The following is a 16,229-nucleotide window of genomic DNA, read 5'->3' as shown; positions in this document are numbered from 1 at the left end:
GCCTATTGCGTCACACAACTGCAATTTTAATTGCAATTTAACCACCTTGCCTTCCCAAGCCGCCCGGATGCGATATCGTTCCCCGGTGGTTTGATCGTTCCGGGGCGGAACGGCGACTGAATGAGGTCGGAGGGAAGTAAATGGGGAAGCAGTGGCTTAAGGTTGGTACGGCATTGGCCGGGTTCCTGACCGTGGCGGGGGGCGCCCAGGCTCAGCAGCCCGCCGATGTCGAGGAAATCGTCGTCACCGGCACGCGCCGCGCCGACCGGACCCTGGCGGAATCGCCGGTGCCGGTGGACGTGATTTCGGCGGGTGAGCTGGAGCGGTCGGGCCTGGGGGAGGTCAACAAGGTGTTGAATGCCCTTGTGCCCTCCTTCAACTTTCCGCAGCCGACCATCACCGATGGTACCGACCATATCCGCCCGGCCACCCTGCGCGGCCTGTCACCCGACCACACGCTGGTGCTGATCAATGGCAAGCGGCGTCACAATACGGCGTTGCTGAACCTGAACGGTTCCGTGGGGCGCGGTTCCACGGGCGCCGATCTGAATTCCATTCCCGCCTCGGCCATCCGCCGGATCGAAGTGCTGCGCGACGGGGCGGCCGCACAGTACGGGTCCGATGCCATCGCCGGCGTGATCAACATCATCCTGCGCGACAATAACGAGGGCGGGTCGGCCTTCGGCTCCTATGGCCAGACCTATGAAGGGGACGGCGACGTCTATCACTTCGCCTCCAATGCCGGGGTGACCATCGGCGATGGCGGCTATCTGAACCTGACGGCCGAATATCGTGACCGCGCCCACACCAACCGCCAGGCCGCCGATATCCGTCAGCAATATAATAACCTGACCGGTGGCGCCGCCGACCCGCGTGAGGCGACGATCAATCGCACCGACAATTTCTGGTACGGCGACAGTGACGTCACCGACTATAATGTCGTCTATAATCTGGGCCTGCCGCTGGGGGGTGCCGAGCTCTACTCCTTCGGCAATTACAACAAGCGCGAAGGCAAGGCGGGGGCCACCTGGCGCCGTCCACGCGACCCCAACAATGTGCGCTCCATCTATCCCGACGGCTTCCTGCCGTTCATCACGTCCGACATCGACGACATGTCGGTGGCGGTCGGTGTGAAGGGCGATGCCGGCGAAACCCGCTATGACATTTCCGGCACCTATGGCCGCAACGACTTCCCCTTCAGCGTGGAAAACACCCTGAACGCCACCTATGGCACCAACAGCCGCCGCAGCTTCTATGCCGGCGATCTGCTCTATACCCAGGGCGTGATCAACGCCGACGCCTCGCGCGATGTCGATGTCGGCTTGCCGTCGGCCCTCAGTGTCTCGGCCGGTCTGGAATACCGCACCGAAGGCTATGAACTGGGGGCAGGGGACGAGGACAGCTGGAATGATGGCGGCGTAAAGGTGCTGGACAGCGGCTCCACCAGTGCCATCGGCGCCCAGCCGGCCCCCGGCGCCCAGGGCTTCCCCGGCTTCCGGCCCAGCGATGAGGTCGATGTCGACCGCCACAGCTATGCCGCCTATCTCGACCTGGAAACCAAGCTGTCCGACGCGCTGCTGGTCAGTGTCGCCGGCCGTGTCGAACATTATTCCGATTTCGGCTGGACCGGGTCGGGCAAGTTCGCCTTCAAGTACGATTTCACCGACGCCTTCGGCCTGCGTGGTGCGGTGTCCAACGGCTTCCGCGCGCCGTCACTGCAGCAGAGCTATTTCTCCTCCACCGCCACCAACTTCATCGGTGGCGTGCCGTTTGAGATTCGGACCTTCCGCGTTGATGACCCGGCGGCGCAGGCGCTGGGTGCCGAAGATCTGAAGCCGGAAAAGTCGATCAATTACAGCCTGGGCTTCACCTCGACGCCCTTTGACGGCGCCAGCCTGACGGTCGATGCCTATCAGATCCGCATCAATGACCGGATCGTGCTGTCGGAGAACCTGACGGGCACGGCGGTGCAGAATTTCCTGACGGCGCGCGGCTTCATCGGGGTGACCGGCGGGCGCTTCTTCACCAACGCCATCGATACCCGCACGCGCGGCGTCGATATTGTCGGCACCTACCGCGCCGATCTGGATGCGGCTGGCGTCCTGAACCTCACCGCGGGCGTCAATTTCAACGACACCAAGACCCTGAACGTGAAGCCCAACCCGTCTACGCTGAGCACGGTGGGCCTGCAACTGACCCGCTTCTCCCGCCTGGAGGAGGGGCGGTTTGAGGAAGCCCAGCCTGAGAACAAGATCAACCTGTCCGCCTCTTGGCAGTATGAAGACCTCAATCTGACCCTGCGTGGCACGCGCTATGGCAAGTTCACTTCGCGCAATGCCAATGCCGCCCTGGATCAGACTTTCGGGGCCGAATGGGTGGTCGATCTCGATGTTGGTTATGACCTGACGGAGAACCTGTCCATCTCTGCCGGCGTCAACAATGTGTTCGACAATTACACCGATCTGGTCATCCCCGGCGCCAACCCGAACGGCTTTGCCCAGTATTCCAACTTCTCGCCGTTCGGTTTCAACGGCGGCTTCTACTACGCCAAGGTCAAGGTGACCTGGTAATTCCGCCCCCCCGGCGGCGGAAAATCCCGCCGCCGGGACTGGTTTTACCGCTCAAACAGCCAGTTCATCTTGCTGTTGCCGAAGCTCCGATATCCCGCCGCCGCGAACCGGCCCAGCAGGTCACCGGCCCAGCTTTCCTGTGACCGTTCGATGATGATCACGCGCGGCCACAGGCTTTCGGGTGCCTGATCGAAGAAGGGCAGCAGGGCCTTGTCCTCCGCCCCCTCGATATCGATCTTCAACACATCGATCCGGGTGATCCCCGCCTCCTCCAGCACATCGACCAGCGGGCGCACGCGCACCGGCGTGCTGGTGCCGCCATGGTCGCGGACCAGCGACGATCCGCCCAGGTTGCTGGCATCCAGATACAGCCCCATCACTCCTTCCTGGGCGCCGATGGCGCAGTCGGCGTGGGTGATGGCGGCATCCGTGCGGTTGAGCGACAGGTTGAAGCGCAGGCGGCGTGCCGCCTCCGGCCCCGGCTCCACCGCCAGGATGCGCCCGCCCGGCCCCAGCAGGCGGGCGGCGTTCAGGGTGTAGAGCCCGACATTGGCCCCGATATCGACGAAGGTGCCGTCGCGCGGCAGCCGTTCGGCCAGCAGGCCCATCTCTTCGGGATCGAAGAATTGCGGCATGAACAGGAACTTGCGCTCGCCGACATTGTCGCCGGGATGGAGACGCAGATGGATGCCACGCACCGCCACGTCGAACACCGGCCCCTGCATCAGCATCGCCACCTTGCGCAGCCACAGCGCCAGCCGCCGCCCCACCGGCGTGACCGGCAGCCCCTGGCACAGATCGGTCAGCAGCCGGGGCAATGTACCCGGGGCATGGGTGCCGAAGGGGGGCTCTTGTGCGTTGCGCAAAACCTGTACTCCGGCGGCGTCGTAGGGGTGAGCAAGGCATGCTTATGACATAAGGGATGGGATGCCGCATCCCCTTATGCCGCAACGCAAATCCATCGTCATTGACAAGGCCCCGGCGCCTATGTGGAATGCCTGCCGTCCAGGGTGCGCGCGGGACTGCGGCACCCATCATCCTGGGGCGGTCCCGTGGGAACGGGCGTCCGATCTGATTGGGGGTCCTTGATGAAGATGAAGCACGTGATCGGCGCCGTCGGCATGGTCGCCGCCATCGCCCTTGGCCACACGGCCATGGCCCAGGAAAAGAAGGTCAACGTCTATAACTGGGCCGATTATATCGGCGAGACGACGCTGGACGATTTCACCAAGGCCACCGGCATCAAGACGCAGTACGACGTCTTCACCGATCTGGAAACCCTGGAATCGAAACTGCTGGTGGGCAATTCCGGCTATGACGTCGCCGTGCCGTCGGCGGAGCCGACCATGCGCAAGCTGATCCAGGCCAAGGCCATCCAGAAGCTGGACAAGTCCAAGATCCCCAATCTGAAGAACCTGGACCCGTCGCTGACCAAGCTGGTCGAATCGACCGATCCGGGCAACGAATATGGCGTCATCTATCAGTGGGGCACGATCGGCATCGGCTATAATGTCGAGAAGGTGAAGGCCATCCTTCCCAATGCCCCCACCGACAGCTGGGAACTGGTCTTCAACCCGGAGAATGCCAAGAAGCTGGCGGCCTGCGGCATCGTCTTCCTGGACAGCCAGACGGACATCCTGCCGTCGGTGTTCAAGTCGCAGGGACTGGACCCCAATTCCGAAAGCCCGGAAGACACCAAGAAGGCCGAAGCCGCGATGCTGGCCATCCGCCCGCATATCAAGACCTTTGTGCCCTCGGTGATCGATCCGCTGGCCACGGGTGACGCCTGCGTCGCCGTCGGCTATTCGGGCGACGTGTTCCAGGCCGCCGCCCGCGCCGCAGAGGCCAAGGCCACCTACACGATTGAATATTCGATCCCCAAGGAAGGGGCCCAGGTCTGGTTCGACATGGCCACCATCCCGGCCGGCGCCAATGTCGCCAACGCCAGCGCCTTCATCAATTATCTGCTGGAACCCAAGGTCATGGCCGGCATCAGCGACTTCGTCGCCTATGCCAACGCCGTGCCCGCCTCCTGGCCGCTGATGAACCAGGAAGTGGCCAAGAACCCGGCCATCTTCCCGTCGAAGGAGACGATGGCCAAGATGTTCACCGTCAAGCAGATCAGCCAGAAGGCGGAGCGCGAGCGCACCCGTTCCTGGACGAAGATCAAGACGGGTCGCTGATCCCGTTCTGATCACTGCTAAAGTCGGAAAAGGGCCAGAGACAGTGTCTCTGGCCCTTTTTTTGTCAATATTCAAAGATGGTGCATGAACTTAAAAAATTGTTAAAGTAGGTTTACTGAAAATTGGATGTCATATTTTTATGAGGAGGCAAAGTGATAAAGTCATTTGTTTGTATGCTTTCTTTATTGGCCGTTGTTTTCCCTTGCCGGGCTCAAGACCAAGTCGAAAGTCCGATAAAGGTAAAATCCAGCCGCATCGATTCTGAGCTGATGCCATCCGGTGAAGAGGTCTATGTTCAGTCGATTGAGATCACCGCCGCGAATGATGTGGCGGCCCGTCAGATCGGGCAGGTGCCGCTGATTTATTCAGAAAGCCTCGACAAGATCGACATTCTGCATGCCAGGAACATAAAGGCATCCGGTCAGGTGCTTGATGTGCAGACAGAGGCGATCCGGACCGAGCTGCTGCCGGGTGCCGGTAACTTCTAGATGTTCAATGACATGCGGCGGAAGGTTATCATCTTCCCCGACGTGGCGGCGGGCGACACCATCTCCTACAAGGTAAAGCGTACGCGGGTAAAACCCTATTTCCCCGGTTATTTTACCTCCCAGATCTTCTATTCCCCCGTGGTTTTTGTCGAACGTTCGGAACAGACGGTCCGCCTGCCCGGCAAGGCCGACATCCGCCTTGAGAACTATGGCGTGGCGGTCATGAAGAAGGTGGCGGGCAAGGATCAGGTCCTGGAATGGACCTATGCCAATGTCAAGCCGATCAAGGAAGATCGTGGCACGCTGGCGCCGCTGGATCGCTATGACCGCGTGCTGGTATCCACCTTCCCGGACTGGCAGACCCTTTCCCGCACCTATGCCGCCATGGCCATGCCCAAGGTGCAGGTGAAGCCGGAAATCCAAGCCAAGGCGGACGAGATCACCAAGGGCGCCACCTCCAAGCGGGAGGAGGCGGAACGGCTTTATAACTGGGTGGCGACCGAGGTGCGGTATGTCGCCCTGTTCCTGGGCATGGGTGGCATCGAACCGCATGAGTCGGGGCAGATCCTGACCAACCGCTATGGCGATTGTAAGGACAAGGCGGTTCTGTTCAGTGCATTGCTGAAGGCACGCGGCATTGACAGTGAGCTGGTGGTGATCAACGGCACCAACGGCTACCGCCTGCCCAGCGTGCCGACGCTAGACGCATTCAACCATATGATCACCTACATTCCCTCACTGGACCTTTATCTGGATACGACGTCCGGCACGGTACGGTTCGGCAACCTGCCTATGGGCGATTATGGCAAGCCGGTGCTGCACCTGACGCAGAAGGGGTCGGCCCCGGCCATGACGCCGGTTCCGCCGCTGGATGGTGGCAACACGACCCTTACGACGGAGGCCAAATTGTTGCCGGATGGCAGCATGACGGGTAGCTCTGTTGTTGAGGCCAATGGCATGTTTGCCGACCTGTTGCGCCGCAGCGGCAGTGGCATCCTGTCTCTCGGGCTGGAACGTGGCGCGTCGCAATCCCTGTCGAACCTGAGCCAACGGGGCGAGGGTGTGTTTGACAAGCCGGACGACCCGCATCTTCTGACACCCACATATCGCATCTCGGGCCGTTTCACCCTAGAGGCGCGACCGGAGATTCTGGAGGGGGAATCGTTCAGCCCGCCCGCCGGTCATGCCGTGCTGCCGCGGCCGGGTGATCTGCTGAACGGTGCCCTTTATGGCAATACACCGCCGGAGGAGCCGACCATCTGTTTGCCAGGTCGTCAGGTCAGCGTGCTGTCGCTTACCCTTCCACCGGGCCGACAACTGGTCAGCCTGCCTAAAGAGAAAACCCTGTCTGGTGCCGGTACCGAATATTCCGTGCGCTGGACGCAAAAGGGCGACAAGGTCACGGTGCGGCGTGAATTCGTCAGCAAGATCAAGGGGCCACTCTGTGAAGGTCCCGTCCGGGCTGAGGTTGCCAAGCTGCAGGAGGCGATACGATCGGACTATCGCACTTCCATCTCGCTGGCACCCGCCCCCTGACGCCGGCGATACCGGCTGGGCGCCACGCCCAGCCGGTTGCGGAAATGATAGCGAAGGGCGGCGGCGGTGGGGAAGCCGCAGGCCGTCGCCACATCCTCCACGCTGGCCCCCGTCTCCGCCAGCAACTGCTCGGCCCGCGCCACCCGTTCCCGCAGCAGCCATTCGCCCGGTGACAGGCCCGTCAGGTCCTGGAAGCGGCGGATGAAGGTGCGCAGGCTCATGCCGACGCTGTCGGCCAGGTCACGCAGCGCATGGTCGCGGTCCAGTTCCTGACGCAGCCGGTCCAGCAGCGGCGACAGGCGCCGTCCCTCATGCTCGGTGGGGACGGGTCTTGGCAGCACCTGTTTCTGGGCCCCGTCGCGGTGGGAGGACAGGACCAGCCTTTGTGCCACCTGATTGGCGATGGCGCCGCCGAAATCCTTGCGCACGATATGCAGGCACAGGTCCAGACCGGCAGCCGACCCGGCCGAGGTCAGCACGTCGCCATGATCGACATAGAGCAGGCCGGGGCGGTAGCGGATGTCGGGATGGCGTTCGGCCAGGATGGCCTCGTACCGCCAATGGGTGGTGGCGTCGCGGCCTGACAGCAGACCGGCCGCCGCCAGCACGAAGGCACCCGAACAGATCGACACCAGCCGGCTTCCGCCTTCGTGTGCTGCGCGCAGGGCCAGACACAGATCGTCGGGCACCTGGGCGCCCGCCGCCCGCCAGCCCGGCACGATGATGGTGCCGGCATCCGCCAGCAGCGACAGGTCGCCATCGGCCGCCACCGTGATGCCGCCCATGGCCGACAGCGGCCCCGGCTCCACCGCTACCACTTTGGCCCGGTACCAGTCCGGCCCCATTTCCGGTCGCGGCAGGCCGAACACCTCCACCGCGATGCCGAATTCGAAGGTGCATAAACCATCATAGGCCAGGATGGCGACGGTGCGGTTCGGGGTGCGGATGGTGGGGGATCGCTTTGGCATGATTTCGACATTTTATGGCAGGCGCGGTGTTTTGCGAAGGGGGTGTCCCGGCCATTCTGGGGCATCAGCCAAACAGGAGATGATCCGATGTCGAACGAAGTCACCCGCATCCACGCCGCCCCCGCCGCCGAGATGATCGCCCATGTCGAACGCCGCCTGTCGCTGGAAACCGACTGCGCCGACGTCTTCGCCGCCTTTGCGTCGGGCAATCCCGGATTCGTGCTGCTGGATGTGCGCGGCCGCAAGGCCTATGCGACCGCCCATGTGCCCGGCGCCGTCAACATCCCCGTCATGGACCTGACGGAAAAGCGGCTGGCCGACTATCCGGCCGACACTTTGTTCGTCACCTATTGCGCCGGCCCGCATTGCAACGGCGCCGACAAGGGTGCCTTGCGCCTGGCCCAGCTGGGCCGGCCCGTGAAGCTGATGATCGGCGGCATGACAGGCTGGGCGGATGAGGGATACAGTTTCGCGGAGGGCAACTGAGCCGAAGCCGGGGGAGCATTTAACCAACTTCCGTGAAAATTGTCCGTCCCATCAATGCTCCCCCTATCCGTCCGGCCATCGACGCGTGTAGAATTGTGCGGTGCGTGAAACGCCACGCCACCTACCGATATTGCCAACCGGACAGGGACAGATACGGACATGGCCAATGCGCAGCCCTCGCGGACCCAGACCAAGTTGGAACCTTGGCGGGACCCGAATGAGAAGCCCTATGTCCGTATCGAGAAGGTGACCAAGAAGTTCGGTGATTTCACCGCCGTCGATGATGTTTCCCTGTCGATCTACCGGGGAGAATTCTTCTCCCTGCTGGGCGGGTCGGGCTCGGGCAAGACGACGCTGCTGCGCATGCTGGCGGGGTTTGAGCGGCCGACCGAGGGCAAGATCTTCATTGACGGCGTCGATATGTCCAACGTGCCGCCCTATGAGCGGCCCGTGAACATGATGTTCCAGTCCTACGCCCTGTTTCCGCACATGAGTGTGGAGGCCAACATCGCCTTCGGCCTGCACCAGGACAAGGTGGGCAAGGCGGAGATCCAGGAGCGCGTGGCCGAAGCCCTCAACCTTGTGCAGCTGAGCCAGTTCGGCAAGCGCCGCCCGCACCAGCTGTCGGGCGGCCAGCGCCAGCGTGTGGCTCTGGCCCGCGCCCTGGTGAAGAAGCCAAAGCTGCTGCTGCTGGATGAACCGCTGGGCGCGCTCGACAAGAAACTGCGCGAACAGACGCAGTTCGAGTTGGTGAACATTCAGGAAAAGGTGGGGATCACCTTCGTGGTCGTGACCCATGACCAGGAAGAGGCGATGACCATGTCGTCGCGCATCGCCGTCATGAACCGCGGCTATATCGCCCAGGTCGGCACACCAACTGAGATCTATGAATATCCCAACAGCCGGATGACGGCGGAATTCATTGGGTCGGTCAATATGTTCCATGGCCGTATTCTGGAGAGCGAGCCCGATCATTCCCTGATCCGGTCGGACGAGGCGGATTGCGACCTCTATGTCTCCCATCCCGGCCATCTGGCGCCGGGCACCGAATGCTGGGTCGCGGTGCGGCCGGAGAAGGTCAGCATCTCCAAGGATGCGCCGGCCGATGGCGATGGCCGCAACCGGGCCTCGGGCATCGTGAAGGAGATCGCCTATCTGGGCGACGTTTCGATCTATGAAATCCTGCTGGATACCGGCAAGCGGGTGCGGGTGACGGCGCCGATGGTGACGCGGCGCACGGAAATGCCCATCACCTGGGAAGACCGCGTCCACCTGTCCTGGCGGCCGTTCGCCGGCAGCGTCCTGACCAACTGACGGGAAGGGGCTGACCCATGGCCGAGACAGCGAATAGTGAAATGCGGCATACAGGCTTCCTGGGCCTGTTGCAGCGCATCGGATTGTCGGGCCGGGCGCTGGTCATCGCGGTGCCCTATGCCTGGTTGCTGCTGTTCTTCCTGGTCCCGTTCCTGATCGTGCTGAAGATCGCGCTGGCCGAAAGCCAGATGGCGATCCCGCCCTTCACCGCGCTGATCGAGAATGTGGAGGAACTGAAATACCAGATCACCGTCACCTTCTATAATTTCCACTACATGCTGACGGATGATCTCTACATCGTCGCCTATCTGAACAGCGTGAAGATCGCCTTCATCTCCACCATCTGCTGCCTGTTGCTCGGATATCCGGTGGCCTATGCCATTGCCAAGGCCGATCCGAAATGGCGGGCGCCGCTTCTGATGCTGATCATCCTGCCCTTCTGGACCAGCTTCCTGATCCGCGTCTATGCCTGGATCGGCATCCTGTCCAACAATGGCGTGCTGAACAATGTGCTGATGTGGCTGGGCATCATCAATGAGCCCCTGCAGATCCTCTACACGCCGGTGGCCACCTATATCGGCATCACCTATTCCTATCTGCCCTTCATGATCCTGCCGCTCTATTCGACGCTGGAAAAGCTGGACAATACGTTGCTGGAGGCGGCAGCCGATCTGGGATGCCCGCCCTGGAAGGCGTTCCTGGCCATCACCCTGCCGCTGTCGATCCCCGGGATGGTGGCGGGTGCGCTGCTGGTGTTCATCCCGGCCATGGGTGAGTTCGTGATCCCCGAACTGCTGGGCGGCCCGGACACGCTGATGATCGGGCGAACGCTGTGGACGGAGTTTTTCAATAACCGCGACTGGCCGCTGGCATCGGCCGTGGCCGTGGCTTTGCTGCTGTTCCTGGTGGTGCCGATCATGCTGTTCCAGAATGTGCAGGGCAAACAGGGGGGGCACCCGTAATGCCGAAATCCTGGTTCCTGCGCTTGGGCCTCGTCACCGGCCTGCTGTTCCTCTATCTGCCCATCGTTCTGCTGATCGTGCTGTCCTTCAACGACAACCGGTCGGTGTCAGTGTGGAGCGAGTTCTCCTTCCGCTGGTACGGCGAACTGATGCGCGACGACCAGCTCTTGTCGGCCGCCTGGCTGTCGGTGCGCGTCGCCTTCATCTCCGCCAGCTTTGCCGTGGTGCTGGGCACCATGGCAGGGATGATGCTGGCGCGGTTCGGCCCGTTCAAGGGGCGGGCCCTGTTCTCCGGCATGGTGTCGGCACCGCTGGTCATGCCGGAAGTGATCATGGGCCTGTCGCTGCTGCTGCTGTTCGTCAGCATCGATCAGATCATCGAACCGATATTCGATTGGTCGATCGGACGCGGCATGCTGACCATCGTTCTGGCCCACATCACCTTCACCATGGCCTTTGTGACCGTGGTGGTGCAGTCGCGGCTGGTTTCCATGGATGCCAGCCTGGAGGAGGCGGCGATGGATCTGGGCGCGCGGCCGGCCAAGGTGTTCTTCGTCATCACCCTGCCGCTGATCGCGCCGGCCATCGTGTCGGGCTGGCTGCTGGCCTTCACGCTTTCGCTGGACGATCTGGTGATCACCAGCTTCGTGTCGGGTCCCGGTTCCACCACCCTGCCGCAGATCGTGTTCTCGTCGGTGCGCCTGGGCCTGTCGCCCAAGGTGAATGCGCTGGCCACCATCGTGGTCACCATCGTTGCCATCGGCATCATCTGCGCCGGCATCTACAATGCACGGGCTGAGAAGGCCCGGCAGCGCGATGAGCAGATGGCGCAGCAGGGGTGAACCACCCCGGTCTTTGCCACGGTTGAACCGCGCCTTTTCTGTGACCTTGATGGAACCGGTGCCTGTCCCAGGGGTTATCTACACGTAACCTCCACGACAGGAAGGACCAGTATCATGGCCACCAGCAATGTTGCCCTGAACGAGACCACGACCTGCATCAGCGCCGACAAGGTGAACGGCACCGATGTCTATAGCCAGACCGGCGACAAGATCGGCCACGTCGAGGACGTGATGCTGAACAAGCGCACCGGCAACGTCGCCTATGCCATCATGGCCTTCGGCGGCTTTCTGGGGATCGGCGAGCGCTATCACCCGCTGCCCTGGTCGGTGCTGAAATACGACACCGACAAGGAAGGCTATGTCGTGCCGCTGGACAAGTCCCGTCTGGAAAATGCCCCGTCCTATTCCGAGCAGGAACTGGGCCCCGATGATCGCCGCTGGCGCGAGCCCGTGTCGACCTATTACAACGTCCCGCCCTATTGGATGTGACGTCCCTTTCCCACGCATATCCGAAACGATAGGCAAGGCGGCCCCTGCGGCCGCCAGGAGGAAACGATGCCGCGCCCCGATGACAAGCATCCCCCCGCGTCCAGGGCCAATCCCCCGCCCCGGCGGACGGAGCATGACCTGGACAGCGACCTTGACGATACCTTCCCCGCCAGCGACCCGGTCGCGGCCCAGCAGCGGGTGACGGCCAAGCCACCACCGCAGGCTGAAGGCAAGGGCCAGGGCCACGGCGTGCTGACGGCGCCGACAGATGAGCAGAAGGCCCAGGCCCGGCAGAACAAGCGCGACGAGTCCGACCCCGGGCGTCATCACTGATTTTCTGCATCCTCCCTTCATCTGTGTCCCGCGTTCAACTTGGGTCCAATGACCAACCCCCGGCGGAATCACTTCCGCCGGGGTTTTCTTCATGTGGTGACCATGGAGAAAACTCAGAAACGCGTGCTGACCTGGGCGCCGAAGGTGCGGGGCTTGGCCACCTGATAGGCCACACGGGCACGGAAGCCGCGTTCGCGGTCCAGCGACAGCCTGGCATTCTCGTCGAACAGGTTGTTGACGTAGGTGGCGATCTCCCACTCGTCCTTCTTCACGCCCATGCGCAGGTTGACGTTGCTGTAGGAAGGCAGCTTGGGATCGAAGCTGTAGGCCGTGCCCGGCTGCGACCCGATCGGGATGCGGGTGAAGGTGCCCACCGATGCGGAATCCTGGTCCACCGACTGGGTGTAGCGGGAGCCCACGAACTGATAGGTGGCGACGACGAAGCCCAACAGGTCGGCACTGATCTCATCCTCCCACTTGCTCTGGGCGCTGAACTGGAAACGCGGCACGGTGGGCAGACGGTTGCCCTTCTTGATACCGCCCACCAGCACGGCCCCGCCGGTCGCCCCCTGCGAGGTCACGGTTTCCGTGAATTCGCTGTCATTGAACGAACCGGACAGCGACAGGTTCAGCGCGTCGGTCAGCTGATAGCTGAATTCGGCTTCCGTGCCCCGCGTGCGGGCATCGGCATTGAACACGATGCGCGACGAACAAGTACCGGCATCCAGCGTCACCTGAAGGTTGGAGATGTCGGTATAATAGCCGGCGATGTTCAGGGCGCCGCGGCCGCCGGCGAAGCTGATCTTGGCCCCCATCTCATAGTTCCAGACCTGTTCATTGTCGAAACTGTCACGCCCGCCGAAGGTGGTGCGGTCGGCGGCGGAACAGAGCGGCACGTTCAGCGGATCGTTGATGCCGCCCAGGCGGAAGCCCTTCGACACCTGTGCATTGATCGTCACGTCTTCAGTGGCGTCATAGGACAGGATGGCGCGGGGCGAGAAGCCGTCGCTGCTGGTCTCGCCCTTCACACCCTGGGCGCGGTCGGCGAAGATGCCGTCGAAATTCAGCGTGCGCTTCTCCTTGAAATCGAAATAGCGCAGACCGACCGTAGCCGACAGCTGTTCGGTCAGGTCGTAGGACCCTTCGCCGAACAAGGCGATCTGCTTGAAATCATAGGGGATGCGGGACCAATACAGCTCGTCCAGCCCGTTCTGCGCCGTGGGCCCATTGCTGTCGATACCGGTGATGCTTTCAAACCCATCGACATTCAGGGTCTGGGCATATTTGCGGTCGATCTTGGAATAGAAGGCGCCGGCCACCCACTGGAACGGCCCGTCATCGTTGGAGGCCAGGCGCGCCTCCTGCGTGAAGACCTTGACGCTGGTCTCATCCGAAAGGGGCGCGTCCAGCGTATAGACCTGCCGCGACAGGCCGGTGGGCGACAGCACGCCCGGCTGGCCGGTGATGGAACCGGTCAGCTGCGTGGCGTCGCGATAGACCAGCAGGTCGCGGTCGGTGACCGAGGTGATGGAGGTAGCTGTTACCGCACCCAGATCAGCCTCGATGGTGAGGTCGGCCAGCATGAATTGGTCTTCGAACTTCTCTTCCAGCTGGGTGAATTGCTGGCGCTTCTTGAAGTCGAACAGACGGCTGCCGGTGGTCACCAGCTCGTTGGCGATGATGTTGAAATCATCCTCGCGGTTGAAGCCGTTGGCCTCGATCTCCTGATAGATCAGGCGCGGCGTGATGGTGATATTCTCCGTGGGCTGCCAGCCCAGCGACAGGCGCACGCCCGTGCGGAACCCGTCATTGACGTCCTTCTTGACGCTGCCATCGGGCTGTATCGCGTCGATGAAGCCGGCATAGCGGGTGCCATAGCCGACGGCGCGCAGGGCCAGCGTGTCGGTCAGGGGCACATTGACCATGGCCTTGGCGCTGTACCCCGTGCTGCCGCCATCGATCTGTTCCACCGACAGTTCGGTGGTGCTTTCCTGGGCGCCCTGTTCGGGTTTGTTGGTGATATAGCGGATGGTGCCCGACAGCGAGCCGGAGCCGTACAGCGTACCCTGCGGCCCGCGCAGCACTTCCACGCGGTTCAGGTCATAAAGGTCCAGGTCGGGCGTGAACAGCGACAGGGAAATCACCGACTCGTCCAGATAGACGCCGACCTGTTCCTTCACGCCGGGCTGATCACGCACGATCTGGCCGGCGGAGATGCCGCGGATGGCCACCTGGCTCTGGCCGGGACCCAGATTCTGGATCGACAGGCCGACAATGTTGCGCGACACGTCCTCGATATTCTCCGCCCCGGCCGCCCGCATGCTGTCGGCACTCATGGCGTTGATGGAGAAGGGGACATCCTTCAGGGTCTCGTCACGCTTGCGGGCGGTGACGATAATCTCCTCCAGCATCGGGCCGGAAGGTTGGGCCGGCTGCTGCGCCAGGGCGGGCAGGGCCACGGCGGCGGCCCCGCACATCAGCAGGGACAAGGCAAAGGGGTGGCGGCCGGACGCGATGCGTCCGTTGGTATTGCTGAACATCGGGTAACTCCTCCCACGCGTTCTTCTTATCGGGGCGCAGCTTTGGTGTTGCGCTTTAACCGTACCTTAACGCTGTCATAACCCGTTGACGCCGGCAATATGCCTCAAATGCAGGCGCGTGAATAAAAAATGCCCACGGCATCTGCTGACGCCGTGGGCAAAGGAAAACCGCGGTTTTATGCTTTTCAGCACGCGTGAATTTGCGGCGAAACCGCCTCAGTCAAGCAGTTCCTCTTCATGTGAGCCGAAGAATTCATAGCGAATCCGGTCGGCCGGCACCCCAGCGGTGCGTAAACCCCTGATCATGCTGGCCATGAAGCCTTTGGGGCCGCAAACCATGAAATGGGCATCGGCGGCCTGGGGCAGAGTGGCCAGGGTCGCCGGGTCGATGCGGCCCACCCGGTCGTGATGGATGCCCAACAGATCGCCGGCATCCGCCTGCTCATAAAAGATGCTGACCGACAGGTTGGTATGGCGGGCGGCCAGGGCGCGCAGGGCGGGGCCGAAGGCCTGGTGCGACCGGTCGCGGACGGCATGGAACAGGTGCAGCGGACGGGTGGACCCGGCGGCCAGTTCGGTTTCCACCACCGCCATCATCGGCGTGATACCCACGCCGCCGGCCAGCAGGAACAGCGGGGCATTGCCGTCGGGTGCGGTGAAGCTGCCGGCTGGCGGTGCCACATCAACCACATCGCCCACCGACAGATGCCGGTGCAGGAAGGTGGAACTCAGCCCGTCCGGCACCCCCGCCAGCGGTGCCGCCTCCCGCTTCACGGAGATGCGGTATGAGCTGCCGTTGGAGGCACCCGACAGGCTGTAATGGCGCAGCAGCGGCCCATGGTCGGGGACGGTCAAGCGCAAGGTCAGGTACTGGCCCGGCCGGAAGGACAGGATGGCGCCGCCATCCTCGGGCTCCAGATACAGGCTGCGGATGACGCTGGACTCATTCTCCGCGCAGGCCACCTTGAACCGGCGCCAGCCATACCAACCGCCGGGCGCCCCCTGGTTGTCACTATACTTGGCCTGCTCCACGCCCACGAAAATGTCGCGCAGCGCCATCCAGGCCTCCGTCCAGGCGTGGATGATGGCCGGCGTTGCGGCATTGCCCAGCACATCCGCGACGGAGCCCAGCAGGTTGGTGCCGACGATATCGTAATGATAGGGCTGCACCTGCAACGACACATGCCGTTCCGCGATGCGCTCCACCGCCGGGCCCAGCACGGCCAGATTGTCGATATTGGCGGCATAGGCGGCGACCGCACCCGCCAGGGCCTTGGCCTGGGTGCCGTTGCGCTGATGGGTGGGGTCGAAGATGGCGCGGATGGCTGGGTCGCGCAGCAGCTTGGCATACATGTGCCTTGTGATGGTCTCGCCATGCTCCTGCATGACGGGGGCGGTGGCCTTCACGGTGGCGATGGTTTGGGGGGACAGCATCGGACCTTCTCGCTCTGTCAATGGATAGGGAACTTAAAGAGGTATTTAAAATGAACCTTATTGCGCAGAAGAACGAAAAGCAAT

14 protein-coding genes are annotated in these 16,229 nt (G+C 62.6%); 10 read left to right on the top strand and 4 right to left on the bottom strand.

Features of this window, described 5'->3' with window-relative positions; translation table 11 throughout:
* Window positions 1-140 precede the first annotated feature (140 nt).
* Complete coding sequence (locus tag AC1Q7F_RS10395) at window positions 141-2,570, top strand: TonB-dependent receptor plug domain-containing protein (RefSeq protein WP_492506405.1); 2,430 nt, start codon at window positions 141-143, stop codon at window positions 2,568-2,570.
* 44 nt (window positions 2,571-2,614) lie between these two features.
* Here AC1Q7F_RS10395 and AC1Q7F_RS10390 read toward each other — a convergent pair whose 3' ends face one another.
* Window positions 2,615-3,436 carry an FkbM family methyltransferase gene (locus AC1Q7F_RS10390; RefSeq protein WP_492506403.1) on the bottom strand — a complete coding sequence of 274 codons (822 nt, stop codon included), beginning with the start codon at window positions 3,434-3,436 and terminating at the stop codon, window positions 2,615-2,617.
* 222 nt (window positions 3,437-3,658) lie between these two features.
* On the opposite strand from AC1Q7F_RS10390, the gene AC1Q7F_RS10385 reads away from it, so the two are divergent.
* The 3 genes from AC1Q7F_RS10385 to AC1Q7F_RS10375 all read left to right on the top strand — a co-directional run bounded on the left by AC1Q7F_RS10385 (window position 3,659) and on the right by AC1Q7F_RS10375 (window position 6,777).
* The gene (locus AC1Q7F_RS10385; protein ID WP_492506401.1) at window positions 3,659-4,753 is read left to right on the top strand and encodes a polyamine ABC transporter substrate-binding protein; all 1,095 of its coding nucleotides are present in this window, start codon (window positions 3,659-3,661) and stop codon (window positions 4,751-4,753) included.
* Between the two features lie 152 nt (window positions 4,754-4,905).
* Entirely contained in the window at window positions 4,906-5,241 is a 336-nt protein-coding gene (locus tag AC1Q7F_RS10380; protein WP_492506399.1) for a hypothetical protein, read from the top strand.
* Window positions 5,242-5,253: 12 nt separating this feature from the next.
* A complete protein-coding gene (locus AC1Q7F_RS10375) occupies window positions 5,254-6,777 on the top strand; it encodes a DUF3857 domain-containing protein (RefSeq protein ID WP_492506397.1) in 1,524 nt (507 codons plus the stop codon).
* On the opposite strand, the gene ftrA is transcribed toward AC1Q7F_RS10375, so the two are convergent.
* The gene (gene ftrA / locus AC1Q7F_RS10370; protein WP_492506395.1) at window positions 6,741-7,745 is read right to left on the bottom strand and encodes a transcriptional regulator FtrA; all 1,005 of its coding nucleotides are present in this window, start codon (window positions 7,743-7,745) and stop codon (window positions 6,741-6,743) included. The two genes, AC1Q7F_RS10375 and ftrA, sit on opposite strands and share 37 nt — an antisense overlap.
* A gap of 87 nt (window positions 7,746-7,832) precedes the next feature.
* On the opposite strand from ftrA, the gene AC1Q7F_RS10365 reads away from it, so the two are divergent.
* The 6 genes from AC1Q7F_RS10365 to AC1Q7F_RS10340 all read left to right on the top strand — a co-directional run bounded on the left by AC1Q7F_RS10365 (window position 7,833) and on the right by AC1Q7F_RS10340 (window position 12,171).
* On the top strand, window positions 7,833-8,231 hold the full coding sequence (locus AC1Q7F_RS10365) for a rhodanese-like domain-containing protein (RefSeq protein ID WP_492506393.1): 399 nt from the start codon (window positions 7,833-7,835) through the stop codon (window positions 8,229-8,231).
* Window positions 8,232-8,390: 159 nt separating this feature from the next.
* Window positions 8,391-9,545 carry an ABC transporter ATP-binding protein gene (locus tag AC1Q7F_RS10360; RefSeq protein WP_492506391.1) on the top strand — a complete coding sequence of 385 codons (1,155 nt, stop codon included), beginning with the start codon at window positions 8,391-8,393 and terminating at the stop codon, window positions 9,543-9,545.
* A gap of 17 nt (window positions 9,546-9,562) precedes the next feature.
* Window positions 9,563-10,507, top strand: a complete 945-nt coding sequence (locus tag AC1Q7F_RS10355; protein WP_492506389.1) for an ABC transporter permease subunit — start codon at window positions 9,563-9,565, stop codon at window positions 10,505-10,507.
* The gene (locus AC1Q7F_RS10350) at window positions 10,507-11,349 is read left to right on the top strand and encodes an ABC transporter permease subunit (RefSeq protein WP_492506387.1); all 843 of its coding nucleotides are present in this window, start codon (window positions 10,507-10,509) and stop codon (window positions 11,347-11,349) included. Before AC1Q7F_RS10355 ends, AC1Q7F_RS10350 begins: the two co-directional genes overlap by 1 nt.
* 114 nt (window positions 11,350-11,463) lie before the next feature.
* Complete coding sequence (locus tag AC1Q7F_RS10345; RefSeq protein ID WP_492506385.1) at window positions 11,464-11,838, top strand: PRC-barrel domain-containing protein; 375 nt, start codon at window positions 11,464-11,466, stop codon at window positions 11,836-11,838.
* 66 nt (window positions 11,839-11,904) lie between these two features.
* A complete protein-coding gene (locus AC1Q7F_RS10340; RefSeq protein WP_492506383.1) occupies window positions 11,905-12,171 on the top strand; it encodes a hypothetical protein in 267 nt (88 codons plus the stop codon).
* A 113-nt stretch (window positions 12,172-12,284) separates the two neighbouring features.
* Here the strand turns inward: AC1Q7F_RS10340 and AC1Q7F_RS10335 are convergent, their stop codons facing one another.
* Both AC1Q7F_RS10335 and hmpA read right to left on the bottom strand, forming a co-directional pair.
* A complete protein-coding gene (locus AC1Q7F_RS10335; RefSeq protein ID WP_492506381.1) occupies window positions 12,285-14,711 on the bottom strand; it encodes a TonB-dependent receptor in 2,427 nt (808 codons plus the stop codon).
* Window positions 14,712-14,927: 216 nt separating this feature from the next.
* On the bottom strand, window positions 14,928-16,145 hold the full coding sequence (gene hmpA, locus AC1Q7F_RS10330; protein WP_492506379.1) for an NO-inducible flavohemoprotein: 1,218 nt from the start codon (window positions 16,143-16,145) through the stop codon (window positions 14,928-14,930).
* Between the last annotated feature and the right edge of the window lie 84 nt (window positions 16,146-16,229).

The organism is Niveispirillum sp. GW835-FHT14G11 (assembly GCF_058793615.1).
The sequence above is the reverse complement of the archived record's forward strand: the minus strand, read 5'-3'. Positions and strand labels throughout refer to the sequence as shown.